At 74.9% G+C, this 17,226-nt stretch carries 15 protein-coding genes; 5 read left to right on the forward strand and 10 right to left on the reverse strand.

Annotated features, from left to right (window positions below; genetic code table 11):
* Positions 1-10: 10 nt before the first annotated feature.
* Positions 11-1,006 carry an ABC transporter permease subunit gene (locus AAHH18_RS09210; RefSeq protein WP_283320969.1) on the reverse strand — a complete coding sequence of 332 codons (996 nt, stop codon included), beginning with the start codon at positions 1,004-1,006 and terminating at the stop codon, positions 11-13.
* Positions 1,003-2,016, reverse strand: a complete 1,014-nt coding sequence (locus AAHH18_RS09215; RefSeq protein WP_283320970.1) for an ABC transporter ATP-binding protein — start codon at positions 2,014-2,016, stop codon at positions 1,003-1,005. The genes AAHH18_RS09210 and AAHH18_RS09215 overlap by 4 nt, the downstream gene beginning before the upstream one ends.
* A 148-nt stretch (positions 2,017-2,164) precedes the next feature.
* Here AAHH18_RS09215 and AAHH18_RS09220 point away from each other — a divergent pair, with 148 nt between their 5' ends.
* Complete coding sequence (locus AAHH18_RS09220; RefSeq protein ID WP_343301404.1) at positions 2,165-3,457, forward strand: S1 family peptidase; 1,293 nt, start codon at positions 2,165-2,167, stop codon at positions 3,455-3,457.
* A gap of 49 nt (positions 3,458-3,506) precedes the next feature.
* On the opposite strand, the gene ilvD (AAHH18_RS09225) is transcribed toward AAHH18_RS09220, so the two are convergent.
* The 3 genes from ilvD (AAHH18_RS09225) to AAHH18_RS09235 all read right to left on the reverse strand — a co-directional run bounded on the left by ilvD (AAHH18_RS09225) (position 3,507) and on the right by AAHH18_RS09235 (position 8,085).
* On the reverse strand, positions 3,507-5,222 hold the full coding sequence (gene ilvD / locus AAHH18_RS09225) for a dihydroxy-acid dehydratase (protein WP_283320972.1): 1,716 nt from the start codon (positions 5,220-5,222) through the stop codon (positions 3,507-3,509).
* Positions 5,223-5,329: 107 nt separating this feature from the next.
* Entirely contained in the window at positions 5,330-7,147 is a 1,818-nt protein-coding gene (ilvD, locus tag AAHH18_RS09230; RefSeq protein ID WP_459349108.1) for a dihydroxy-acid dehydratase, read from the reverse strand.
* Positions 7,148-7,359: 212 nt separating this feature from the next.
* Complete coding sequence (locus AAHH18_RS09235) at positions 7,360-8,085, reverse strand: VOC family protein (protein ID WP_343301406.1); 726 nt, start codon at positions 8,083-8,085, stop codon at positions 7,360-7,362.
* A gap of 124 nt (positions 8,086-8,209) precedes the next feature.
* Between AAHH18_RS09235 and AAHH18_RS09240 the strand changes: the two genes are divergently transcribed.
* The 4 genes from AAHH18_RS09240 (at position 8,210) to AAHH18_RS09255 (ending at position 12,465) form a co-directional block, all read left to right on the forward strand.
* Positions 8,210-8,989: a MerR family transcriptional regulator gene (locus AAHH18_RS09240; protein WP_283320975.1), complete on the forward strand. Its 780-nt coding sequence runs from the start codon at positions 8,210-8,212 to the stop codon at positions 8,987-8,989.
* 371 nt (positions 8,990-9,360) lie between these two features.
* Positions 9,361-10,722 carry a cryptochrome/photolyase family protein gene (locus tag AAHH18_RS09245; protein ID WP_343301407.1) on the forward strand — a complete coding sequence of 454 codons (1,362 nt, stop codon included), beginning with the start codon at positions 9,361-9,363 and terminating at the stop codon, positions 10,720-10,722.
* A gap of 268 nt (positions 10,723-10,990) precedes the next feature.
* Positions 10,991-11,560, forward strand: coding sequence for a DoxX family protein (locus AAHH18_RS09250; protein ID WP_343301408.1), 570 nt, complete (start codon positions 10,991-10,993; stop codon positions 11,558-11,560).
* Between the two features lie 341 nt (positions 11,561-11,901).
* On the forward strand, positions 11,902-12,465 hold the full coding sequence (locus tag AAHH18_RS09255; RefSeq protein WP_343301409.1) for a DoxX family protein: 564 nt from the start codon (positions 11,902-11,904) through the stop codon (positions 12,463-12,465).
* A 103-nt stretch (positions 12,466-12,568) separates the two neighbouring features.
* Here the strand turns inward: AAHH18_RS09255 and AAHH18_RS09260 are convergent, their stop codons facing one another.
* The 5 genes from AAHH18_RS09260 to AAHH18_RS09280 all read right to left on the reverse strand — a co-directional run bounded on the left by AAHH18_RS09260 (position 12,569) and on the right by AAHH18_RS09280 (position 17,176).
* Positions 12,569-13,114 carry a GNAT family N-acetyltransferase gene (locus AAHH18_RS09260; protein ID WP_283320979.1) on the reverse strand — a complete coding sequence of 182 codons (546 nt, stop codon included), beginning with the start codon at positions 13,112-13,114 and terminating at the stop codon, positions 12,569-12,571.
* 248 nt (positions 13,115-13,362) lie between these two features.
* A complete protein-coding gene (gatB, locus tag AAHH18_RS09265; protein WP_283320980.1) occupies positions 13,363-14,874 on the reverse strand; it encodes an Asp-tRNA(Asn)/Glu-tRNA(Gln) amidotransferase subunit GatB in 1,512 nt (503 codons plus the stop codon).
* Complete coding sequence (gene gatA / locus AAHH18_RS09270; protein WP_283320981.1) at positions 14,871-16,385, reverse strand: Asp-tRNA(Asn)/Glu-tRNA(Gln) amidotransferase subunit GatA; 1,515 nt, start codon at positions 16,383-16,385, stop codon at positions 14,871-14,873. The genes gatB and gatA overlap by 4 nt, the downstream gene beginning before the upstream one ends.
* 1 nt (position 16,386) lies before the next feature.
* Entirely contained in the window at positions 16,387-16,683 is a 297-nt protein-coding gene (gene gatC, locus AAHH18_RS09275) for an Asp-tRNA(Asn)/Glu-tRNA(Gln) amidotransferase subunit GatC (protein WP_283320982.1), read from the reverse strand.
* Between the two features lie 79 nt (positions 16,684-16,762).
* Positions 16,763-17,176 (reverse strand): pilus assembly protein CpaE, encoded by a 414-nt coding sequence (locus tag AAHH18_RS09280; protein WP_283320983.1) that lies wholly within the window; start codon positions 17,174-17,176, stop codon positions 16,763-16,765.
* Between the last annotated feature and the right edge of the window lie 50 nt (positions 17,177-17,226).

A 17,226-nucleotide genomic window follows, 5' to 3' on the forward strand; every position in this document is an offset into this window, starting at 1 on the left:
GGCGCCGAGGTCAGTCGACGTCGCGCCTGCGCAGCACCACCGCCCCGAGCGCGACCAGCGCCGCGGCCACGACGGCGAGCAGCACCCCGCCGTGCAGCATCGAGAGCGTCCGCTCGACGGTGCACGACCCCGCCTGCGGGGCGCCGTCGAGCGGCGGGCACGGCTCCTCGACCCAGTACGACGTGCCTCCGGCCAGCCACGCCTGGAGGGAGGCGCGCAGCGTCCACGGGGTGAGCGCCGGGACGATGCCGGCCAGCACGCTGTCGACGAGCAGCAGCCAGCCGATGCCCACCCCCAGGGCGCCGGCCGCGCTGCGCACGAGGAAGCCGAGCGCGGCACCGACCGCGCCGAGCACCGCCGCCGCCGCGAGCGTCCGCGCCGCCTGGTCGCCGAGCGCGCGCCACACCTCGGCCGTCGTGCCGCCGAGCGTGTCGTACAGCGCCGCGGCCGCCCACGACCCGGCCACGGTGACCGCGAGCGCCGCCGCGGCCGGCACGAGCGCGCCCACGGCCGCGACGACCACCTTGCTCGCGTAGACGCGGCCGCGCTGCGGCACGAACGTCAACCAGGTGCCCAGCGAGCCGGCCGCGATCTCCGCGGTCACGAACGTCACGCCCGAGGCGAAGGCGAGCAGGAGCACGAGCACCGAGGCCCCCGTGAGCCAGCCGCGGGCGCCGTCCGCGAAGGTCGGCTGCCCCGGCAGGTACTGCTCGAGCCGCGGCTCCAGGCTGTCGCACCCCCAGTCGACGTCCGGGTTCGTGGCGCGCTCCTGCTCCTCGCCGCTGCGGCAGTCCTCGAGGTACTGCTCGCCGTGGGCCTCCCAGTCCTCCTGCGCGAGGGCGAGCTGCTGCTCGGCGCTCGCCACCGCCTCCGCCGACGGCGGCCGGACCGAGACCAGCACGCCCGCGACGACCGCGAGCGCCGCCACCACGGACAGCACCGCGAGCCAGCGGATCGCCGCGCGGTACCGGAACCGCCGCGCCTCGACGCGCACGAGCCCGGTCACGAGCGGGCCCGCCGTCCGTGCGGGGCCGGTCGGCCCTGGTACGGCGCGGGGCCGGCGCCCTGCCCGGGGGCTCCCGGCGCGGCGGCCGTGCCCGTCAGGGCGAGGAACACCTGCTCGAGGTCGGCCCGCGCCGGGACGAGCTCGTGCAGGAACAGCCCCTGCTCGGCGAGCGCCCGCGTGATCTCGGCCGGTGCGGCGCCGCCCACGACGAGCGCGCCGGCGCCGTCCGGACGCACCGACCAGCCCCGGGCGGACAGCACCGCGGCCGCCCGCTCCGGCTCCTCCACACCGACCCGCGCCTCCTGCGTGCCGGCACCGGCGACCAGGTCCTCGACCCGCCCGCTCGCGACCAGCCGGCCCTGCGTGACGATCGAGACGGTGTCCGCCACCTGCTGCACCTCGGCCAGGATGTGGCTCGACACCAGCACGGTGCGGCCGGCGTCCGCGAGCGAGCGCATCGTCTGGCGCACCTCCCGGATGCCCGCCGGGTCCAGCCCGTTGGTCGGCTCGTCGAAGATCACCAGCTCCGGATCCTTCAGCAGCGTCGCCGCGATCGCGAGGCGCTGCTTCATGCCCAGGGAGTAGGTGCGGAACGGGCTGCCGGCGCGGTCGGCCAGCCCCACGTCCGCGAGCACCCGGTCGACCCGCGCCGGCGGGGTGCCGATCGCCGCGGCGAGCAGCTCCAGGTTGCGGCGACCCGAGAACGCCGGGAAGAACCGCGGCGACTCCACGATGGCGCCCACGCGCCGGACGACGTCGGGCAGCGCCGCCGGGACGGGCCGGTCCAGCACGTGCACGCTGCCCGCGTCGGGGCGCACCAGGCCGAGCAGCATCCGGATGGTCGTGGTCTTGCCGGCGCCGTTCGGGCCGAGGAACCCGTGCACGCCGCCGAGCGGCACGTCGAGGTCCAGGCCGCCGACGGCGACGACCCGGCGGCCGCGGTGACGGTACGTCTTGCGCAGGCCGCGGGTGCTGACCGCGGTCGTGCCGGGCGGGGCCAGGTCGGTCATCGTCCTCCGTCGGTGCCGCGGACGCCGCGTGGCCGGTGCCCGCGGCCGACCCTAGCGGCGGCACCGGCCGCCGCGTGGCCGAACCGGCGGACGGCGCGCAGCGGCACGCTCTAGGGTCGGGAGGGACAGGACGAGCGAGGGGGTCGACGTGCGTCGAGCGAGGGCCGCGGTCACCGCGGCGACGGTGCTGGCGGTGCTCGGGGCGGGGCTCGCCGGCCCCGCGTCCGCGACAGCACCGCACGAGGTCCGTCCGACCGGCGACCCGGCGTCCACCGTGGTGCACGGGCGCGGCACGGCGACCCTCACGGCGGCCGAGGAGCAGGACCTGTCCGCCTACCTCGCCGGCGGGGGTGCCGGGGCGACGGAGCAGCAGGTCGCCGCGCTGCGCGCCCAGGGGCGGTTCGCGGAGCTCGTGGCGTCCCTCGCCGCGGAGCACGCCGACGTGTACGCCGGGGCCGCGCTCGAGCCGACGGCGCAGGCCGACGCGTGGATCCTGTTCACCGACCAGCCCTCCCCCGACGTGCTGGAGCAGGTCGCCGGGCTGCCCCTGACCGTCGAGGTGCGGTGGGGCGCCCCGGCGACGCAGGCCGAGCTGGAGGACGTCACGGCGACCGCCCTGCAGGCGGTGACCGCCGCGCAGCCCGACGCGGCCGTCGTCGCGTTCGCCGAGCCCGGCGGCGAGGGCGTCACCGTGCAGTACGGCGACGGCCGCACGGAGGACCCCTCGCTGACCGCGGGGCTCGAGGCGGTCGCGGCCGACGCGGTGGCGGACGAGGCGGCGGGTGGCGTCCTCCCCGTCCCCGTCGAGGTGCAGTTCGACCCCGCCGCCGACTCCGACACCCTCGCCCGGGACATCTTCGGCGGCGCCGTGCTGCGCCTCGCCTCCGACCACCGGCCCGAGTGCACCGCGGGCTTCACCGTGCGGCGCGGGGCCGAGCGGGGCCTCATCACCGCCCGGCACTGCGCGAACAAGCTGCACTTCGGCTCCACCTCGAGCCTCCTGCAGTTCGCGGGCGTCGCGCGCACCACGCCCGCGGGCAACGCCATCGACCTGCAGCTCCACCGCCTGATCGGGACCGCCCGGCCCACCGCGCAGTTCCGCGCGACCGCCGTCTCCGACTTCCGCGTGGCCACGGGCGCGAGCGACCCGGTGGTCGGTCAGAGCGTGTGCAAGTGGGGCATGACGTCCGGCTACACCTGCGACACCGTGTACCTGACGAACGTCTGCTACCAGCCGCTCGGCCTCCTGTACTGCGGGCTGTTCGCCACGCAGACCGACACCGCGCTGCCCGGGGACAGCGGCGGCCCGTGGTTCACCGGGACGGAGGCGAACGGGCTCACCTCGGGCGCCGCCGTGATCGACGGCTCGTGGCGGACGCTCGCCACGAAGATCTCCATGTCGCAGAAGTACCTCGGCGCGCAGGTGCTCACCGGCGGCTGACGGCGCGCGGGCCGACGGCGCGCGGGCCCCGGGTCGGGGTCCGCCCGCGTCAGATCAGCACGGCCCCCGTCGACGCGGACTGGACGAGCTTGGCGTACTTCGCCAGCACGCCGCGGGTGTAGCGGGGCGGCAGCGGCGCCCAACCGACGCGGCGGGCGGCGAGCTCCTCCTCCGGCACCAGCAGGTCGAGCGTGGCGTTCGCGACGTCCAGCCGGATCCGGTCGCCGTCGCGGACGAACGCGATCGGACCGGCATCGACCGCCTCGGGCGCGACGTGGCCGACGCACAGACCCGTCGTGCCGCCGGAGAACCGGCCGTCGGTCAGCAGCAGCACGTCCTTGCCGAGGCCGGCGCCCTTGATGGCCCCGGTGATCGCCAGCATCTCGCGCATGCCCGGACCGCCCTTCGGGCCCTCGTACCGGATGACCACCACGTCGCCGGCCTGGATGGTGCCGTCCTCCAGGGCGTCCAGCGCGGCGCGCTCCCGCTCGAACACCCGGGCGGTGCCCTCGAAGACGTCGGTGTCGAACCCGGCGGACTTCACGACGGCGCCCTCGGGGGCCAGCGAGCCGTCGAGGATCGTGATGCCGCCGGTGTGGTGGATCGGGTTGTCGAGCGCACGCAGGATCTTGCCGTCCGGGTCCGGCGGTGCGACGTCGGCGAGGTTCTCCGCGACGGTCCTGCCGGTGACCGTGAGGCAGTCGCCGTGGATCAGGCCCGCGTCGAGCAGGGCCTTCATGACGACGGGCACGCCGCCGATCCGGTCGACGTCCGCCATGACGTACCTGCCGAACGGCTTCAGGTCGCCCAGGTGCGGCACCCGCGCGGCGACCCGCTTGAAGTCGTCCAGCGTCAGCTCGACCTCGGCCTCGTGCGCGATCGCCAGCAGGTGCAGCACCGCGTTGGTGGAGCCACCGAACGCCATGACCACCGCGATCGCGTTCTCGAACGCCTCCTTGGTCATGATCTGCCGGGCGGTGATGCCCTTGCGGAGCAGCTCGACCACGGCCTCGCCGGACCGCAGCGCGACGTTGTCCCGGCGGCGGTCGGCGCTCGGCGGGGCCGCGGAGCCGGGCAGCGACATGCCCATCGCCTCGGCGACCGACGCCATCGTGTTCGCGGTGTACATGCCGCCGCAGGCGCCCTCGCCCGGGCAGATCGCGCGCTCGATCCGGTCGAGGTCACCCTGCGACATCAGGCCGCGGGCGCACGCGCCGACCGCCTCGAACGCGTCGATCAGCGTGACGTCCTTCTCGGTGCCGTCCTCGAGCTTCACCCAGCCGGGCATGATCGACCCGGCGTACACGAACACGCTCGCCAGGTCGAGCCGCGCGGCCGCCATCAGCATGCCGGGCAGCGACTTGTCGCAGCCCGCCAGCAGCACGGAGCCGTCCAGGCGCTCGGCCTGCATCACGGTCTCGACGCTGTCCGCGATGATGTCGCGGCTCACCAGCGAGAAGTGCATGCCCTCGTGGCCCATGGAGATGCCGTCCGACACCGAGATGGTGCCGAACTCCAGCGGGTAGCCGCCGCCGGCGTGCACGCCGTTCTTCACCGCCTGCGCGAGCCGCTGGAGCGACAGGTTGCAGGGGGTGATCTCGTTCCAGGAGCTCGCGACGCCGATCTGCGGCTTGACCCAGTCGTCGTCGCCCATGCCGACGGCGCGGAGCATGCCGCGCGACGCCGTGGCCTCGATGCCGTCGGTCACCTGCCGGGAGCGCGGCTTGATGTCGATGTCCGGGGTGGTCCCGCCCGTGGTCGTCATGAGCCGACTGTAGGCGCGCGCGGCGCGGCGCGCCCCGGACAGGTCGGGCGTGGCGCGCGTGGCGGGCGGCCGGACCGGGCGTCGTGGCTCCCGGCCCGGCCGGGAGCTCAACCGCGGCGGATGCGGCTCACGTCGCGGACGGCACCGCGGTCCGCGCTGGTCGCCATCGCCGCGTACGCCTGCAGCGCCGGGGACACGTACCGGTCGCGGGCCACCGGCTGCCACGGGTTCTCGCGCGCCTCCATCTTGGCGCGGCGCTCCGCGAGCACCTCGTCGGGGACGTTGACGCGGATCAGCCGGGTCTCGACGTCGATCTCGATCTCGTCGCCGTCCTCGATCAGGCCGATCGTCCCGCCGGCCGCGGCCTCCGGGCTGACGTGGCCGACCGAGATGCCGCTCGACCCGCCGGAGAACCGGCCGTCGGTGATGAGCGCGCAGACCTTGCCGAGACCGCGGCCCTTGATGAAGGACGTCGGGTAGAGCATCTCCTGCATGCCCGGGCCGCCGGCGGGGCCCTCGTAGCGCACGACGACGACGTGCCCCGGCTCGACCTCCTTGCGCAGGATCTTGTCGACCGCCTCGTCCTGCGACTCGCAGACCAGCGCCCGCCCGACGAAGTGGAAGACGTCCGGGTCGATGCCGGCCGTCTTGATGATCGCGCCGTCCTCGGCGAGGTTGCCGCGCAGCACCGCCAGGCCGCCCTCGACCGTGTAGGCGTGTGCGACGTCCCGGATGCAGCCGTTCTCGGCGTCCGTGTCGAGGGACTCCCAGACGTTCGAGGTCGAGAACGCCTGCGTGGTGCGCACGCCGCCCGGCGCCGCGTGGAACAGCGCCTCGGCGCGCTCGGTGGCCTTCCCGCCGCGGATGTCCCAGTCGTCCAGCCACTCCCGCAGCGTGGGGGTGTGCACGCTCGTGACGTCGTGGTCGAGCAGGCCCGCCCGGTCGAGCTCGCCCAGCAGCGCGGGGATGCCGCCCGCGCGGTGCACGTCCTCCATGTGGAAGTCGGGGTGGTTCGGGGCGACCTTCGACAGGCAGGGCACGCGGCGGCTCAGCGCGTCGATGTCGGCGAGCGTGAAGTCGACGCCCGCCTCCTGCGCCGCCGCCAGGATGTGCAGCACCGTGTTGGTGGAGCCGCCCATGGCGACGTCCAGGGTCATGGCGTTGCTGAACGCCGCCCGGGTCGCGATGCCGCGCGGCGCCGCCGTGTCGTCCTCGTCCTCGTAGTAGCGGCGCGCCAGGTCCACGATCGTCCGGCCGGCCTCGAGGAACAGCTCGCGGCGGGCGCTGTGCGTCGCCAGCGTGGAGCCGTTGCCCGGCAGCGACAGGCCCAGCGCCTCGGTCAGGCAGTTCATCGAGTTCGCCGTGAACATGCCGGAGCAGGAGCCGCACGTCGGGCAGGCGTTCTCCTCGACCGTGGCCAGCGCCTGGTCGGAGACGGCGTCGTCCGCGGAGTAGTTGATCGCGTTGATGAGGTTGAGGTGGGTCTTCGCGACGCCGTCCGCGACGACCGCCTTGCCGGCCTCCATCGGGCCGCCGGACACGAAGATCACCGGGATGTTGAGCCGCAGCGCGGCGTTCAGCATGCCGGGGGTGATCTTGTCGCAGTTCGAGATGCACACCAGGGCGTCCGCGCAGTGCGCCTGCACCATGTACTCGACCGAGTCGGCGATGAGGTCGCGGCTGGGCAGCGAGTAGAGCATCCCGGCGTGGCCCATCGCGATGCCGTCGTCGACCGCGATGGTGTTGAACTCCTTCGCGACGCCGCCGGCCTCCTGGATCGCCGAGGCGACGAGGTCGCCCATGTCCTTGAGGTGCACGTGGCCGGGGACGAACTGCGTGTACGAGTTCGCGATGGCGATGATCGGCTTGCCGAAGTCCTCCGAGCCCATGCCGGTGGCCCGCCACAGCGCGCGGGCGCCGGCCATGTTGCGGCCGTGGGTCGAGGTACGGGAGCGCAGGGGACGGCTCACGGGACAGCTCCTTCGGACGTGCAGGGCGTCGCCGCCGCGGTGACGCCCGGACACGGTACGTCCGTGCTGGCCGGGAGCGTGCGGCACGTCCGCCCTGTGATCGACCAGCTGCTGGACGGTCACCGCGCCCGGGCTGCGGCTGGACCGTCGCCGCGCCCGGGCGGCGTTCAGCCCAGCCCGCGCTCCTGCCACGTGCAGACGCACGCCTCGTTCCCCTCCGGGTCGGCGAGCACCCAGAACGCGGGTGCGCGGCTGTCCGACACCAGCCTGCCCCCGGCCGCGAGCGCGGCGGCTACGCGGGCCTCGGCCTGGTCGTGCGGGACGGTCACGTCCACGTGGATGCGGTTGCGCTGGGGCCGCGGGGCGTCCATCTGCTGGAACCAGTAGCCCGGGCCGAGACCGGCGGGGTCGGCGAGCACGTGGTCGTCGGGGTCCGTGCCCGGCTCGGTGCGGTAGCCGAGCACCGCTCGCCAGAACGGCGCGACCGCCGGGATGTCCAGCGCGTCGACCGCCACCTCCTGCGACGTGAGGAGCCCGGGGTCCCCCGCGACGCCCAGCTCGTCCGCCGCGCGGGACACGGCGTCCGCGAGCGCGAGGTCGGTCTCGGTGAGCCCGTGGGCGGACCCGGTGGTCGTGCGCACGTGGACCTGGTCGGGGCGCAGGGTGACGTCCGGCCGCGCACCCAGCCGCTCCGCCTCCGCGGCGACCCGCGCGACGAGCGCCGCACCGGTGGCGAGGTCGCCGGTGCGGAACGCGGCCTGCAGCCACAGCAGCAGCACCCGCCAGTGGCGGGCATCGACGCGGGCCGTGGCCGCGGCGGGGCCGACGACGGGGCGGGCGGCACCCGCGGACGGGCCTGTCGGCTGCGCGGAGCCGGGCGAGGAGGTCTCCATGCGCCGAGCCTGCCACCGGGGTCCGACATCCCCGACGGCCCGGGGCTTGCGGTTGACGCGACGTCAACGCCTACGGTCGGTCGACGACGGCGGACCTCCCGCCGTCGGAGGCGGAGGAGCGACCATGACGAGCACCGGCCCGGGCACCGAGCGGTGGACCACGGCGGAGCTCGTGCGCCTGTCGGGCGTCACGTCGCGCACCCTGCGCCACTACGACGCGATCGGCCTGGTCCGTCCCGTCGGCACCGCGCCGGGTGGCCAGCGCGTGTACGGGCGCCCCGAGCTGCTGCGGCTGCAGCAGGTGCTGGTGCTGCGGGAGCTCGGCGTCGGTCTCGCGGGCATCGCCCGGGTCCTCGACGCACGGGACGACCCCGCCGCGCAGGCCGCACGGCTCCGCGAGCACCACACCTGGCTGCTGGCCGAGCGGGACCGGTTCGACCGGCTCGCCCGCACCGTCGCCTCCACCGTCGAGTCCCTGGAAGGGGGCACCGTCATGTCCGTCGAGCACCTGTACGAGGGCTTCGACCACCGCCGTTACGAGCCGGAGGCGCGCGAGCGCTGGGGGGACGCCGCCGTGGACCGCAGCAACCGGGCCTGGGAGTCGATGTCCGACGAGGAGCGGACCGCCCACCAGGCCGAGGGCCGTGCGCTCAGCGAGGCGCTCGCCGACGCCCTGCGCGCCGGCACGCCCGCGGGCGACCCCGCCGTCCGCGACCTCGTCGCCCGCCACCACGCGTGGGTGTCGCTGTTCTGGACCCCCACGCCGGAGGCCTACCGGGGGCTGGCCGCGACGTACACGGACGACCCGCGGTTCCGGGCGACGTACGACGCCGTCGCGCCGGGGCTCGCCGCGTACCTGCGGGCGGCCGTCGACGCGCACGCCGACGCCGTCGCCGGGGGCTGACCCGCCGGGGGGAAGCACCCGCGGGCGCCGCGAGATCGGGACCATCGGCCCATCCGCGCGGTCGGCGCGCGCGGGACCCTGAACTCGGTGTCGGACCACCGGCCGTCTCTCCCCCGGGGCGGCCACCGGGCCACCAGCCCGCGGTCCAGCCTGGTCACCTGGTGACGACGACCCGTCCCAGGTACCCCCAGTCGAGGCACCATCGGCTCATCGCCCGGGCCGGTGGTGCCTCGACGTCTGCCCGGGGACGTGCGGCCGGGCCGCCCGTGCCGCCGGCTCCCCCGCCCTGCCCGCTCCGCCCCGCGCGGCACGCGCCGGGCGGGACGTCCGCCAGGCTCGCGGGCTCCGGTCGGTGTGGCTACGGTCGGCCGATGACCGCCATCCACTGGTTCCGTCGCGACCTGCGCCTCGGCGACAACCCGGCGCTGCACGCGGCGGCCGACGAGGGCGACGTCGTGGCGCTGTACGTGCTGGACCCGCGCCTCTGGGCGGCCGCGGGGGCTCCGCGCCGCGCGTACCTGGCCCGGAGCCTCGCGGCGCTCGACGAGCAGACCGGCGGGCGGCTTCTCGTGCGGCACGGCGACCCCCGCGACGTCGTGCCGGGCGTGGCCCGCGAGGTGGGGGCCTCCGGGGTCCACGTCGCGGCCTCCGTCGAGCCGTACGGGCGGCGCCGCGACGACGCGCTCGAGCGCCTGCTCGCCGACGACGACGTCCCCCTGGTCCGGACGGGATCGAGCTATGCCGTCACGCCCGGGCGGGTCCGCAACGCCGCGGGCGACCCGTACCAGGTGTTCACCCCGTTCCGGCGGGCGTGGCGCGAGCACGGCTGGCACTCCCCGGCCCCGGACGCGGCGGCGACAGCCCGCCGGGTGGCGTTCGCGGACGCCGGGCGGGGCGAGGCCGTCCCCGACGCCCCGGTGCCGGACGGCCTGGAGCTGCCGCACGCCGGCGAGATCGCCGCGCTCGAGCGCTGGGCCGAGGTGCTGGACGGCGGGGTCGCGCGCTACGCCGACGAGCGCGACCGGCCGGACCTCGACAGCACGTCGCGCCTGTCGGTCCCGCTCAAGTGGGGCGAGATCCACCCGCGCACCGTCCTGGCCGACCTGGCACGCCGGCGCGGAGACGGCGCCGAGACGTTCCGCAGCCAGATCGCCTGGCGCGAGTTCCACGCCGACGTGCTGCTGCACCACCCGCGGGCCGCGCGGGAGTCGCTGACGCCCGTCCTGCCCGAGGACGCGTGGGCGACGGGCACCCGCGAGCAGGAGGCGTTCGACGCCTGGGCCGCAGGACGCACCGGCTACCCCTTCGTCGACGCCGGGATGCGGCAGCTCCGCCACGAGGGCTGGATGCACAACCGCGTGCGGATGGTCGTCGCGTCGTTCCTGGTCAAGGACCTGCACGTGCGGTGGCAGCGCGGCGCGGACCACTTCATGGCCTGGCTGGTGGACGGCGACGTGCCGCAGAACCAGCTCAACTGGCAGTGGGTCGCGGGGACCGGACGTGACGCGGCACCGTACTTCCGGATCTTCAACCCCGTCACGCAGGGCACGAGGTTCGACCCCGACGGTCGCTACGTGCGCCGCTGGGTGCCCGAGCTGCGCGACGTCCCCGGGCGCGCGGTGCACGAGCCCTGGAAGCTGCCGCGCTCCGCCGCCCCCGGCTACCCGGAGCGCGTCGTCGACCACGCGCAGGAGCGTGCGGTCAGCCTCGGCGCGTACCAGTCGATGCGCTGAGCCGGCGCGCCGAGCCGAGCGACGCACCGAACCGGGCGACGGGCCGAGCCGGGCGACGCGCCGAACCGGTCGACGGGCTGCACGGGACGACGCGCTGAGCCTCCCTGACCGGGACCTCGGTCCCGTCGAGGAGCCTCGCCGGCCCCCCGGAACCGGTCGCGCGGGCCGTCCCCGGAGGGCCCGGGACCTTCGACCCGTGCGCGCCCCGGACGGCCGGCGCCAGATTGGGAACGTCGTCACAAAGACGTGAACCCGACCGGAGGCTCTCATGACCGCGACCGTGACACCTCGCAGCAGCTCCACCACCACCACCGCCCTGCCGGCCCAGGAGGAGGTGGTCACCTCCCTCGGCGCGCGCCGCGTGCTGGCCCTGACCCGCCTCGCCACCGGCTTCATCTTCCTGTGGGCGTTCCTCGACAAGACGTTCGGGCTCGGCTACGCCACGCCGTCCGAGCGGGCCTGGGTCAACGGCGGGACGCCGAGCCAGGGCTTCCTCACCAGCCCCGCCGTCGTCGGACCGTTCCAGGGCTTCTTCCAGGGCATCGCCAGCCCGCTGACGGACGTGCTGTTCATGCTCGGCATGCTCGGCGTCGGCGCCGCGGTGATGCTCGGCATCGGGCTGCGCGTCGCCGCGTGGTCCGGCTCGATCATCATGGTGATGATGTGGATGGCCGAGTGGCCGCTCGTCGAGGGCTCCACCAACCCGCTGGTCGACTACCACATCATCTACGCGCTGACCCTCGTCGTGCTGGCGACCTGCCTGGCCGGCGACACGTGGGGGCTGGGGCGCTGGTGGCGCGAGCTGCCGGTGGTCCGCGCGCAGCGCTGGCTGCGCTGATCCACGGCGGGCGGGCGCCGGAACCGCCGGCCCCGTCGCCGCACCGACCCGAGGCGCCCGTCCCGCTGCTGCGGGGCGGGCGCCTCGGCGCGTCGCCCTGGGACCCAGGTCCCGGTCTCGTCGCGTCCGGGCACCGGTCGCTGCGGCCACGGCCGACGTCCACCCTCCTCACGGTGGGCCCAAAGTCCCGGTCCACCCTCACGAAGGGGCCATTTCGGGCCATCCCGACCGCCCTGGGCGGGGACCTGGGACTTTCGGCCAAGGCGTCGGGCCCCACGCGGGTGGAGATTGGGAATGTCATCACAAGGACGACGACCTACCTGAACGGACGTGAGCAGACGATGGCCACGATCACCCCCACCCGGACCAGCGGCACCGCCGAGACCCGCACGCACGACGACGTCATCACGTCGGTCGGCGCGCGCCGGACGCTCGCGGCCCTGCGCCTGGCGACCGGCTTCATCTTCCTCTGGGCCTTCCTCGACAAGACCTTCGGCCTGGGCTACTCGACCCCCTCCGAGAACGCCTGGGTCAACGGCGGCGCGCCCAGCCAGGGCTTCCTCAACAGCCCCGCTGTCATCGGCCCGTTCCAGGGCTTCTTCCAGGGCATCGCCAGCCCGGTCACCGACGTGCTGTTCATGCTCGGCATGCTCGGCGTCGGCGCGGCCGTGATGCTCGGCATCGGCACCCGCGTGGCCGCCGTCGCCGGCACCGCCATCATGCTCATGATGTGGGCCGCCGAGTGGCCGCTGCAGTCGGGCTCGACCAACCCGCTGGTCGACTACCACATCGTCTACGCGCTGGCCCTGATCCTCGTGGCGTTCGCCGCGGGCGGCGACACCTGGGGCCTCGGCCGCTGGTGGAAGAGCCTGCCGCTGGTGCAGAAGAACCGCTGGCTCGTCTGAGCCGCACCGACTCGAGGCGCCGGTCCCCTCCCTCCGGGGGGCCGGCGCCTCGTGCTGTCCCGGGCGGCGGGGACGGCGGCGTGCGTCCTCCGGCGGGCGGGTGTCAGGCGGTGCGCAGCGCGCGGTACTCGTCCTCGAGCATCGCCATCATGATCGCGTCGCACCAGCCGTCCCCGTCGCGGTAGGCGTCACGCAGCCGCCCCTCGACGCGGAACCCGATGTTCTCGTACAGCGAGAACGCGCGGGCGTTGATGCTCAGCACGTCCAGGCCGACGCGGTGCAGCCCGATGCCGTCGAACGCCAGCCCGAGCACCAGCTCGATCGCCTCCGTGCCGTAGCCCCGCCCCCGGTACGCCGGCCGCATGACGAGTCGCAGGTTGGCCGAGCCGACCACCTCGTCGATCTCGTTGAGGACGATCTCGCCGAGGTACTCGTCGGACCCGTTCGCCGTGATCGCCAGGTCGATCCGGCCCGGCTGGCCGGCGACGGTCGCGCACCAGCGCTCGACCTGCTCGCGCGTGAAGACGGTCGTCGTCCCCGTGGTCCGCATCCCCTCCGGGTCGCTGACCATGTCCCACATCGCCGGCGCGTCCTCTGCCCGGATCGGCCGCAGGCGGATCATCTCGCCCTCGAGCGTCGGCTTGTCCATCAGGCCTCCTGTCGTCGCGCCCGAGCCTAGGCAGGCACGGTCACGGGCATGTTTCGGGCGCGCGCAGAGCGTGGGCCCGCACGCGTTCGGGCCGCGGGCTCGGGCTCACCGCGCGTTCGGACCGCGCGGGCTCGGGCCCGGCACGCGTTCGGACCGCGCGGGCTCGGTTCCGGCACGCGTTCGGACCACTCGGGCTCGGGCCCCGCACGGCGGCGGCGCACCCGGGGGGCGCCGCCGCCGCGCTGAGGTCAGCCCTGGGCGACCCGCTCGAGCACGAGCTCGCGCACGCGCCCGGCGTCGGCCTGACCGCGGGTGGCCTTCATGACCGACCCGATGATCGCGCCGACCGGCCCGAGGTTCCCGGAGCGGATCTTCTCGGCGATGTCGGGCTGGGCCGCGAGCGCGGCGTCGATCGCCTCGAGCAGGGGTCCGTCGTCCGACACGACCTCGAGCCCGCGCGCGACGACGACCGCCTCCGGGTCGCCCTCCCCCGCGAGCACGCCCTCGAGCACCTGCCGCGCGAGCTTGTCGTTGATCCGACCCGCGTCGACGAGCTGCTGGAGCTGGCCGATCTGCGTCGGGGTGATCGGGAGCTCGCCGAGCTCGACGTCCTGGGTCTTGGCGGTGCGCGCGAGCTCGCCCATCCACCACTTGCGGGCCGCCGCGGGGCTCGCTCCCGCGGCCACGGTCGCCTCGATCAGCTCGACGGCCCCGGCGTTGACCACGTCACGCATCTCGGCGTCGGCGTAGCCCCACTCGCCCTGCAGCCGGCGCCGCCGCGCGGCGGGGAGCTCGGGCAGCGCGGCGCGGATCTCCTCGACCCACGCGCGGGACGGGGCGACGGGCACCAGATCGGGCTCCGGGAAGTACCGGTAGTCCTCGGCGTCCGACTTCACGCGGCCCGCCGTCGTGACGCCGGTGTCCTCGTGCCAGTGCCGGGTCTCCTGCGTGACCGTCCCCGCGGCGTCGAGGATCGCGGCCTGCCGGCTGATCTCGTACCGGACGGCGCGCTCGACGGACCGGAACGAGTTGACGTTCTTGGTCTCGGTGCGGGTGCCCAGCGGCGAGGTCGGCGTCGGGCGCAGCGACACGTTGACGTCCGCCCGCACGTTGCCGCGCTCCATGCGGGCCTCCGACACCTCGAGGGCGCGGAAGATGTCGCGGAGCGTCTGGACGTACGCCCGGGCCACCTCCGGAGCGCGCTCGCCCGCGCCGGTGATCGGCCGGGTGACGATCTCCACGAGCGGGATGCCCGCGCGGTTGTAGTCGACGAGCGAGTACTCCGCACCGTGGATCCGGCCCGTGGACCCGCCGACGTGGGTGTTCTTGCCCGCGTCCTCCTCCATGTGCGCGCGCTCGATCTCCACGCGGAACACGGTGCCGTCCTCCAGCTCGACGTCGAGGTACCCGTCGTGGGCGATCGGCTCGTCGTACTGCGACGTCTGGAAGTTCTTGGGGACGTCCGGGTAGAAGTAGTTCTTCCGTGCGAACCGGCACGACTCCGCGATCTCGCAGTTCAGCGCCAGGCCGATGCGGATGGCGTACTCCACCGCGGTGCCGTTGACGGCCGGCAGTGCCCCCGGCAGGCCGAGGGACACCGGCGTGACGGCGGTGTTGGGCTCCGCGCCGAACGTCTGCGGGGCGCCGTCGAACATCTTGGTGGCGGTGCCGAGCTCGACGTGCACCTCGATGCCGATCACCGGGTCGAACCGGGACACTGCCTCGTCGTAGTCGACCAGGTCGACGGTCCGGGTGCTCACTCGCCCACCTCCAGCTCAGGAGCCTCGGCGAGCAGCGGGCCGCCCCAGCTCTTCTCCAGCAGCGCCTCGAGCGCGGCGCCCACGCGGTACAGCCGGTCGTCGGCCTTGGCCGGGGCCAGCACCTGGAAGCCGACGGGCAGGCCGTCGTCCGACAGGCCGTTCGGCAGCGACATGCCCGGCACGCCGGCGAGGTTCGCCGGGATGGTGGCCACGTCGTTGAGGTACATCGCCAGCGGGTCGTCGAGCTTCTCGCCGAGCTTGAACGCCGTGGTGGGCGCCGTCGGGGAGACCAGCACGTCGGCCTGCTCGAACGCGGCGGCGAAGTCGCGCTGGATGAGCGTGCGGACCTTCTGCGCCGAGCCGTAGTAGGCGTCGTAGTAGCCCGCCGACAGCGCGTAGGTGCCGAGGATGATGCGGCGCTTGACCTCGTCGCCGAAGCCCGCGCCGCGGGTCGCGGCCATGACGCGCTCGGCGGTCACGGGGCCCTCCGACGGCTCGACCCGCAGGCCGAACCGCATGCCGTCGAACTTGGCCAGGTTGCTGGACGCCTCGGACGGCAGGATCAGGTAGTAGGCGCCGAGGGCGTACTCGAAGTGCGGGCAGGAGACCTCGACGATCTCGGCGCCCGCGCCGCGGAGCAGCTCCAGGGACTCCTCGAACCGCGCGAGCACGCCCGGCTGGTAGCCCTCGCCCTGCAGCTCCCGGATCACGCCGACGCGCACGCCGGTGAGGTCACCGGAGGCGCCCTCGCGGGCCGCGGCGACCAGGCCGGGCAGCGGCTCCGGGATGGACGTCGAGTCGCGAGGGTCGTGGCCGCCGATCAGCTCGTGCAGCAGGGCCGAGTCGAGCACGGTGCGCGTGACCGGGCCGGCCTGGTCCAGGGACGAGGCCAGCGCGATGAGGCCGTAGCGGGAGACCGAGCCGTACGTCGGCTTCACGCCGACGGTGCCGGTGACGGCGCCCGGCTGGCGGATCGAGCCACCGGTGTCGGTTCCGATGGCCAGCGGGGCCTCGTAGGCCGCGACCGCCGCGGCGGACCCGCCGCCGGAGCCGCCGGGGATGCGCTCCAGGTCCCAGGGGTTGTGCGTGTTGCCGTAGGCCGAGTGCTCGGTCGACGACCCCATGGCGAACTCGTCCATGTTGGTCTTGCCGAGGATCGGCAGGCCGGCGGCCTTGATCCGCTCGACCAGGGTCGCGTCGTACGGCGGCACCCAGCCCTCGAGGATCTTCGAGCCGGCGGTGGTCGGCAGGCCCTGGGTGACGACGACGTCCTTGACGGCGATCGGCACGCCCGCGAGCGGGTGCAGGTCCTCGCCCGCGGCGCGGCGCGCGTCGACGTCGGCGGCCGTGGCCAGCGCCTCCTCGGCCGAGACGTGCAGGAACGCGTGCACGGCGGGATCGACGGCGGCGATCCGGTCCAGGTGCGCCTGCGTGACCTCGACGCTGGTGACCTCGCGCGCAGCGAGCCTGTCGGCGATCTCCGCGGCGGAGAGACGGGTCAGGTCGGTCATCTCACTCCTCCCCGAGGATCTGCGGGACGAGGAACTTGCCGTCCTCCGACGCGGGCGCCCCCGACAGGGCCTGCTCCTGCGTCAGCGGCTGCACGGGCACGTCGGGGCGGAACACGTTGGTCATCGGCAGCGGGTGGCTGGTGGCCGGCACGTCGGGCGTGGCGACCTCGCTGACCCGGGCGACCGACTCGACGATCACGTCGAGCTCGCCCGCGAGGCGGTCGAGCTCCTCGGGGGTCAGGTCGATCCGCGCCAGGCCCGCGACGCGCGCGACCTCGTCACGAGAGAGGGAGGACATGGCCGCGAGTCTAGTCGCGGAACGGCCCCCGGCCGGCGTCGTCCACAGGTCCGGTGCGGCCGGGCGGCGGGCGCGGGTCTCAGACGCGCGCCGCCGAGACCAGGGCCAGCACGGCGTCGGCGTAGGCGTCGGCAGCGTCCGCCGCGGCGAACGACCGCTCCGGCTGCCCGGGGAGCTCGGCGACCACGAGGTAGGAGCCGTCGAGGGCACGCGCCAGGCTGCGGAACGTCCCGCCCAGCAGCTCGCGGAGCTGGTCCTCCCGGGGCAGCCACAGGGCGTCGTCCTGGGTCACGGAGTCCAGCGCCCACTCGGTCGTGCCGTTGAAGCCGAGGACGGTGCCCGTGGGGTACGCGTGCGGCTCGATGGTCATCTCGCTGATGGTGAAGACCTCGCCCGCGAGCGCCGGCTGGCGCAGCGCGAACCGGTCGCCCGAGCGGGGCGTCCAGCGCAGCCCCGCCGCCTGCAGCAGCTCCGCCCGCTCGATCGAGATCACCGGTCCAGTATGGTCCGGCGCCGCGAGGGCCGCCCGGCGTCCGGCCGGAG

Source organism: Cellulomonas olei (assembly GCF_039548315.1).
Taxonomy (GTDB): domain Bacteria; phylum Actinomycetota; class Actinomycetes; order Actinomycetales; family Cellulomonadaceae; genus Cellulomonas.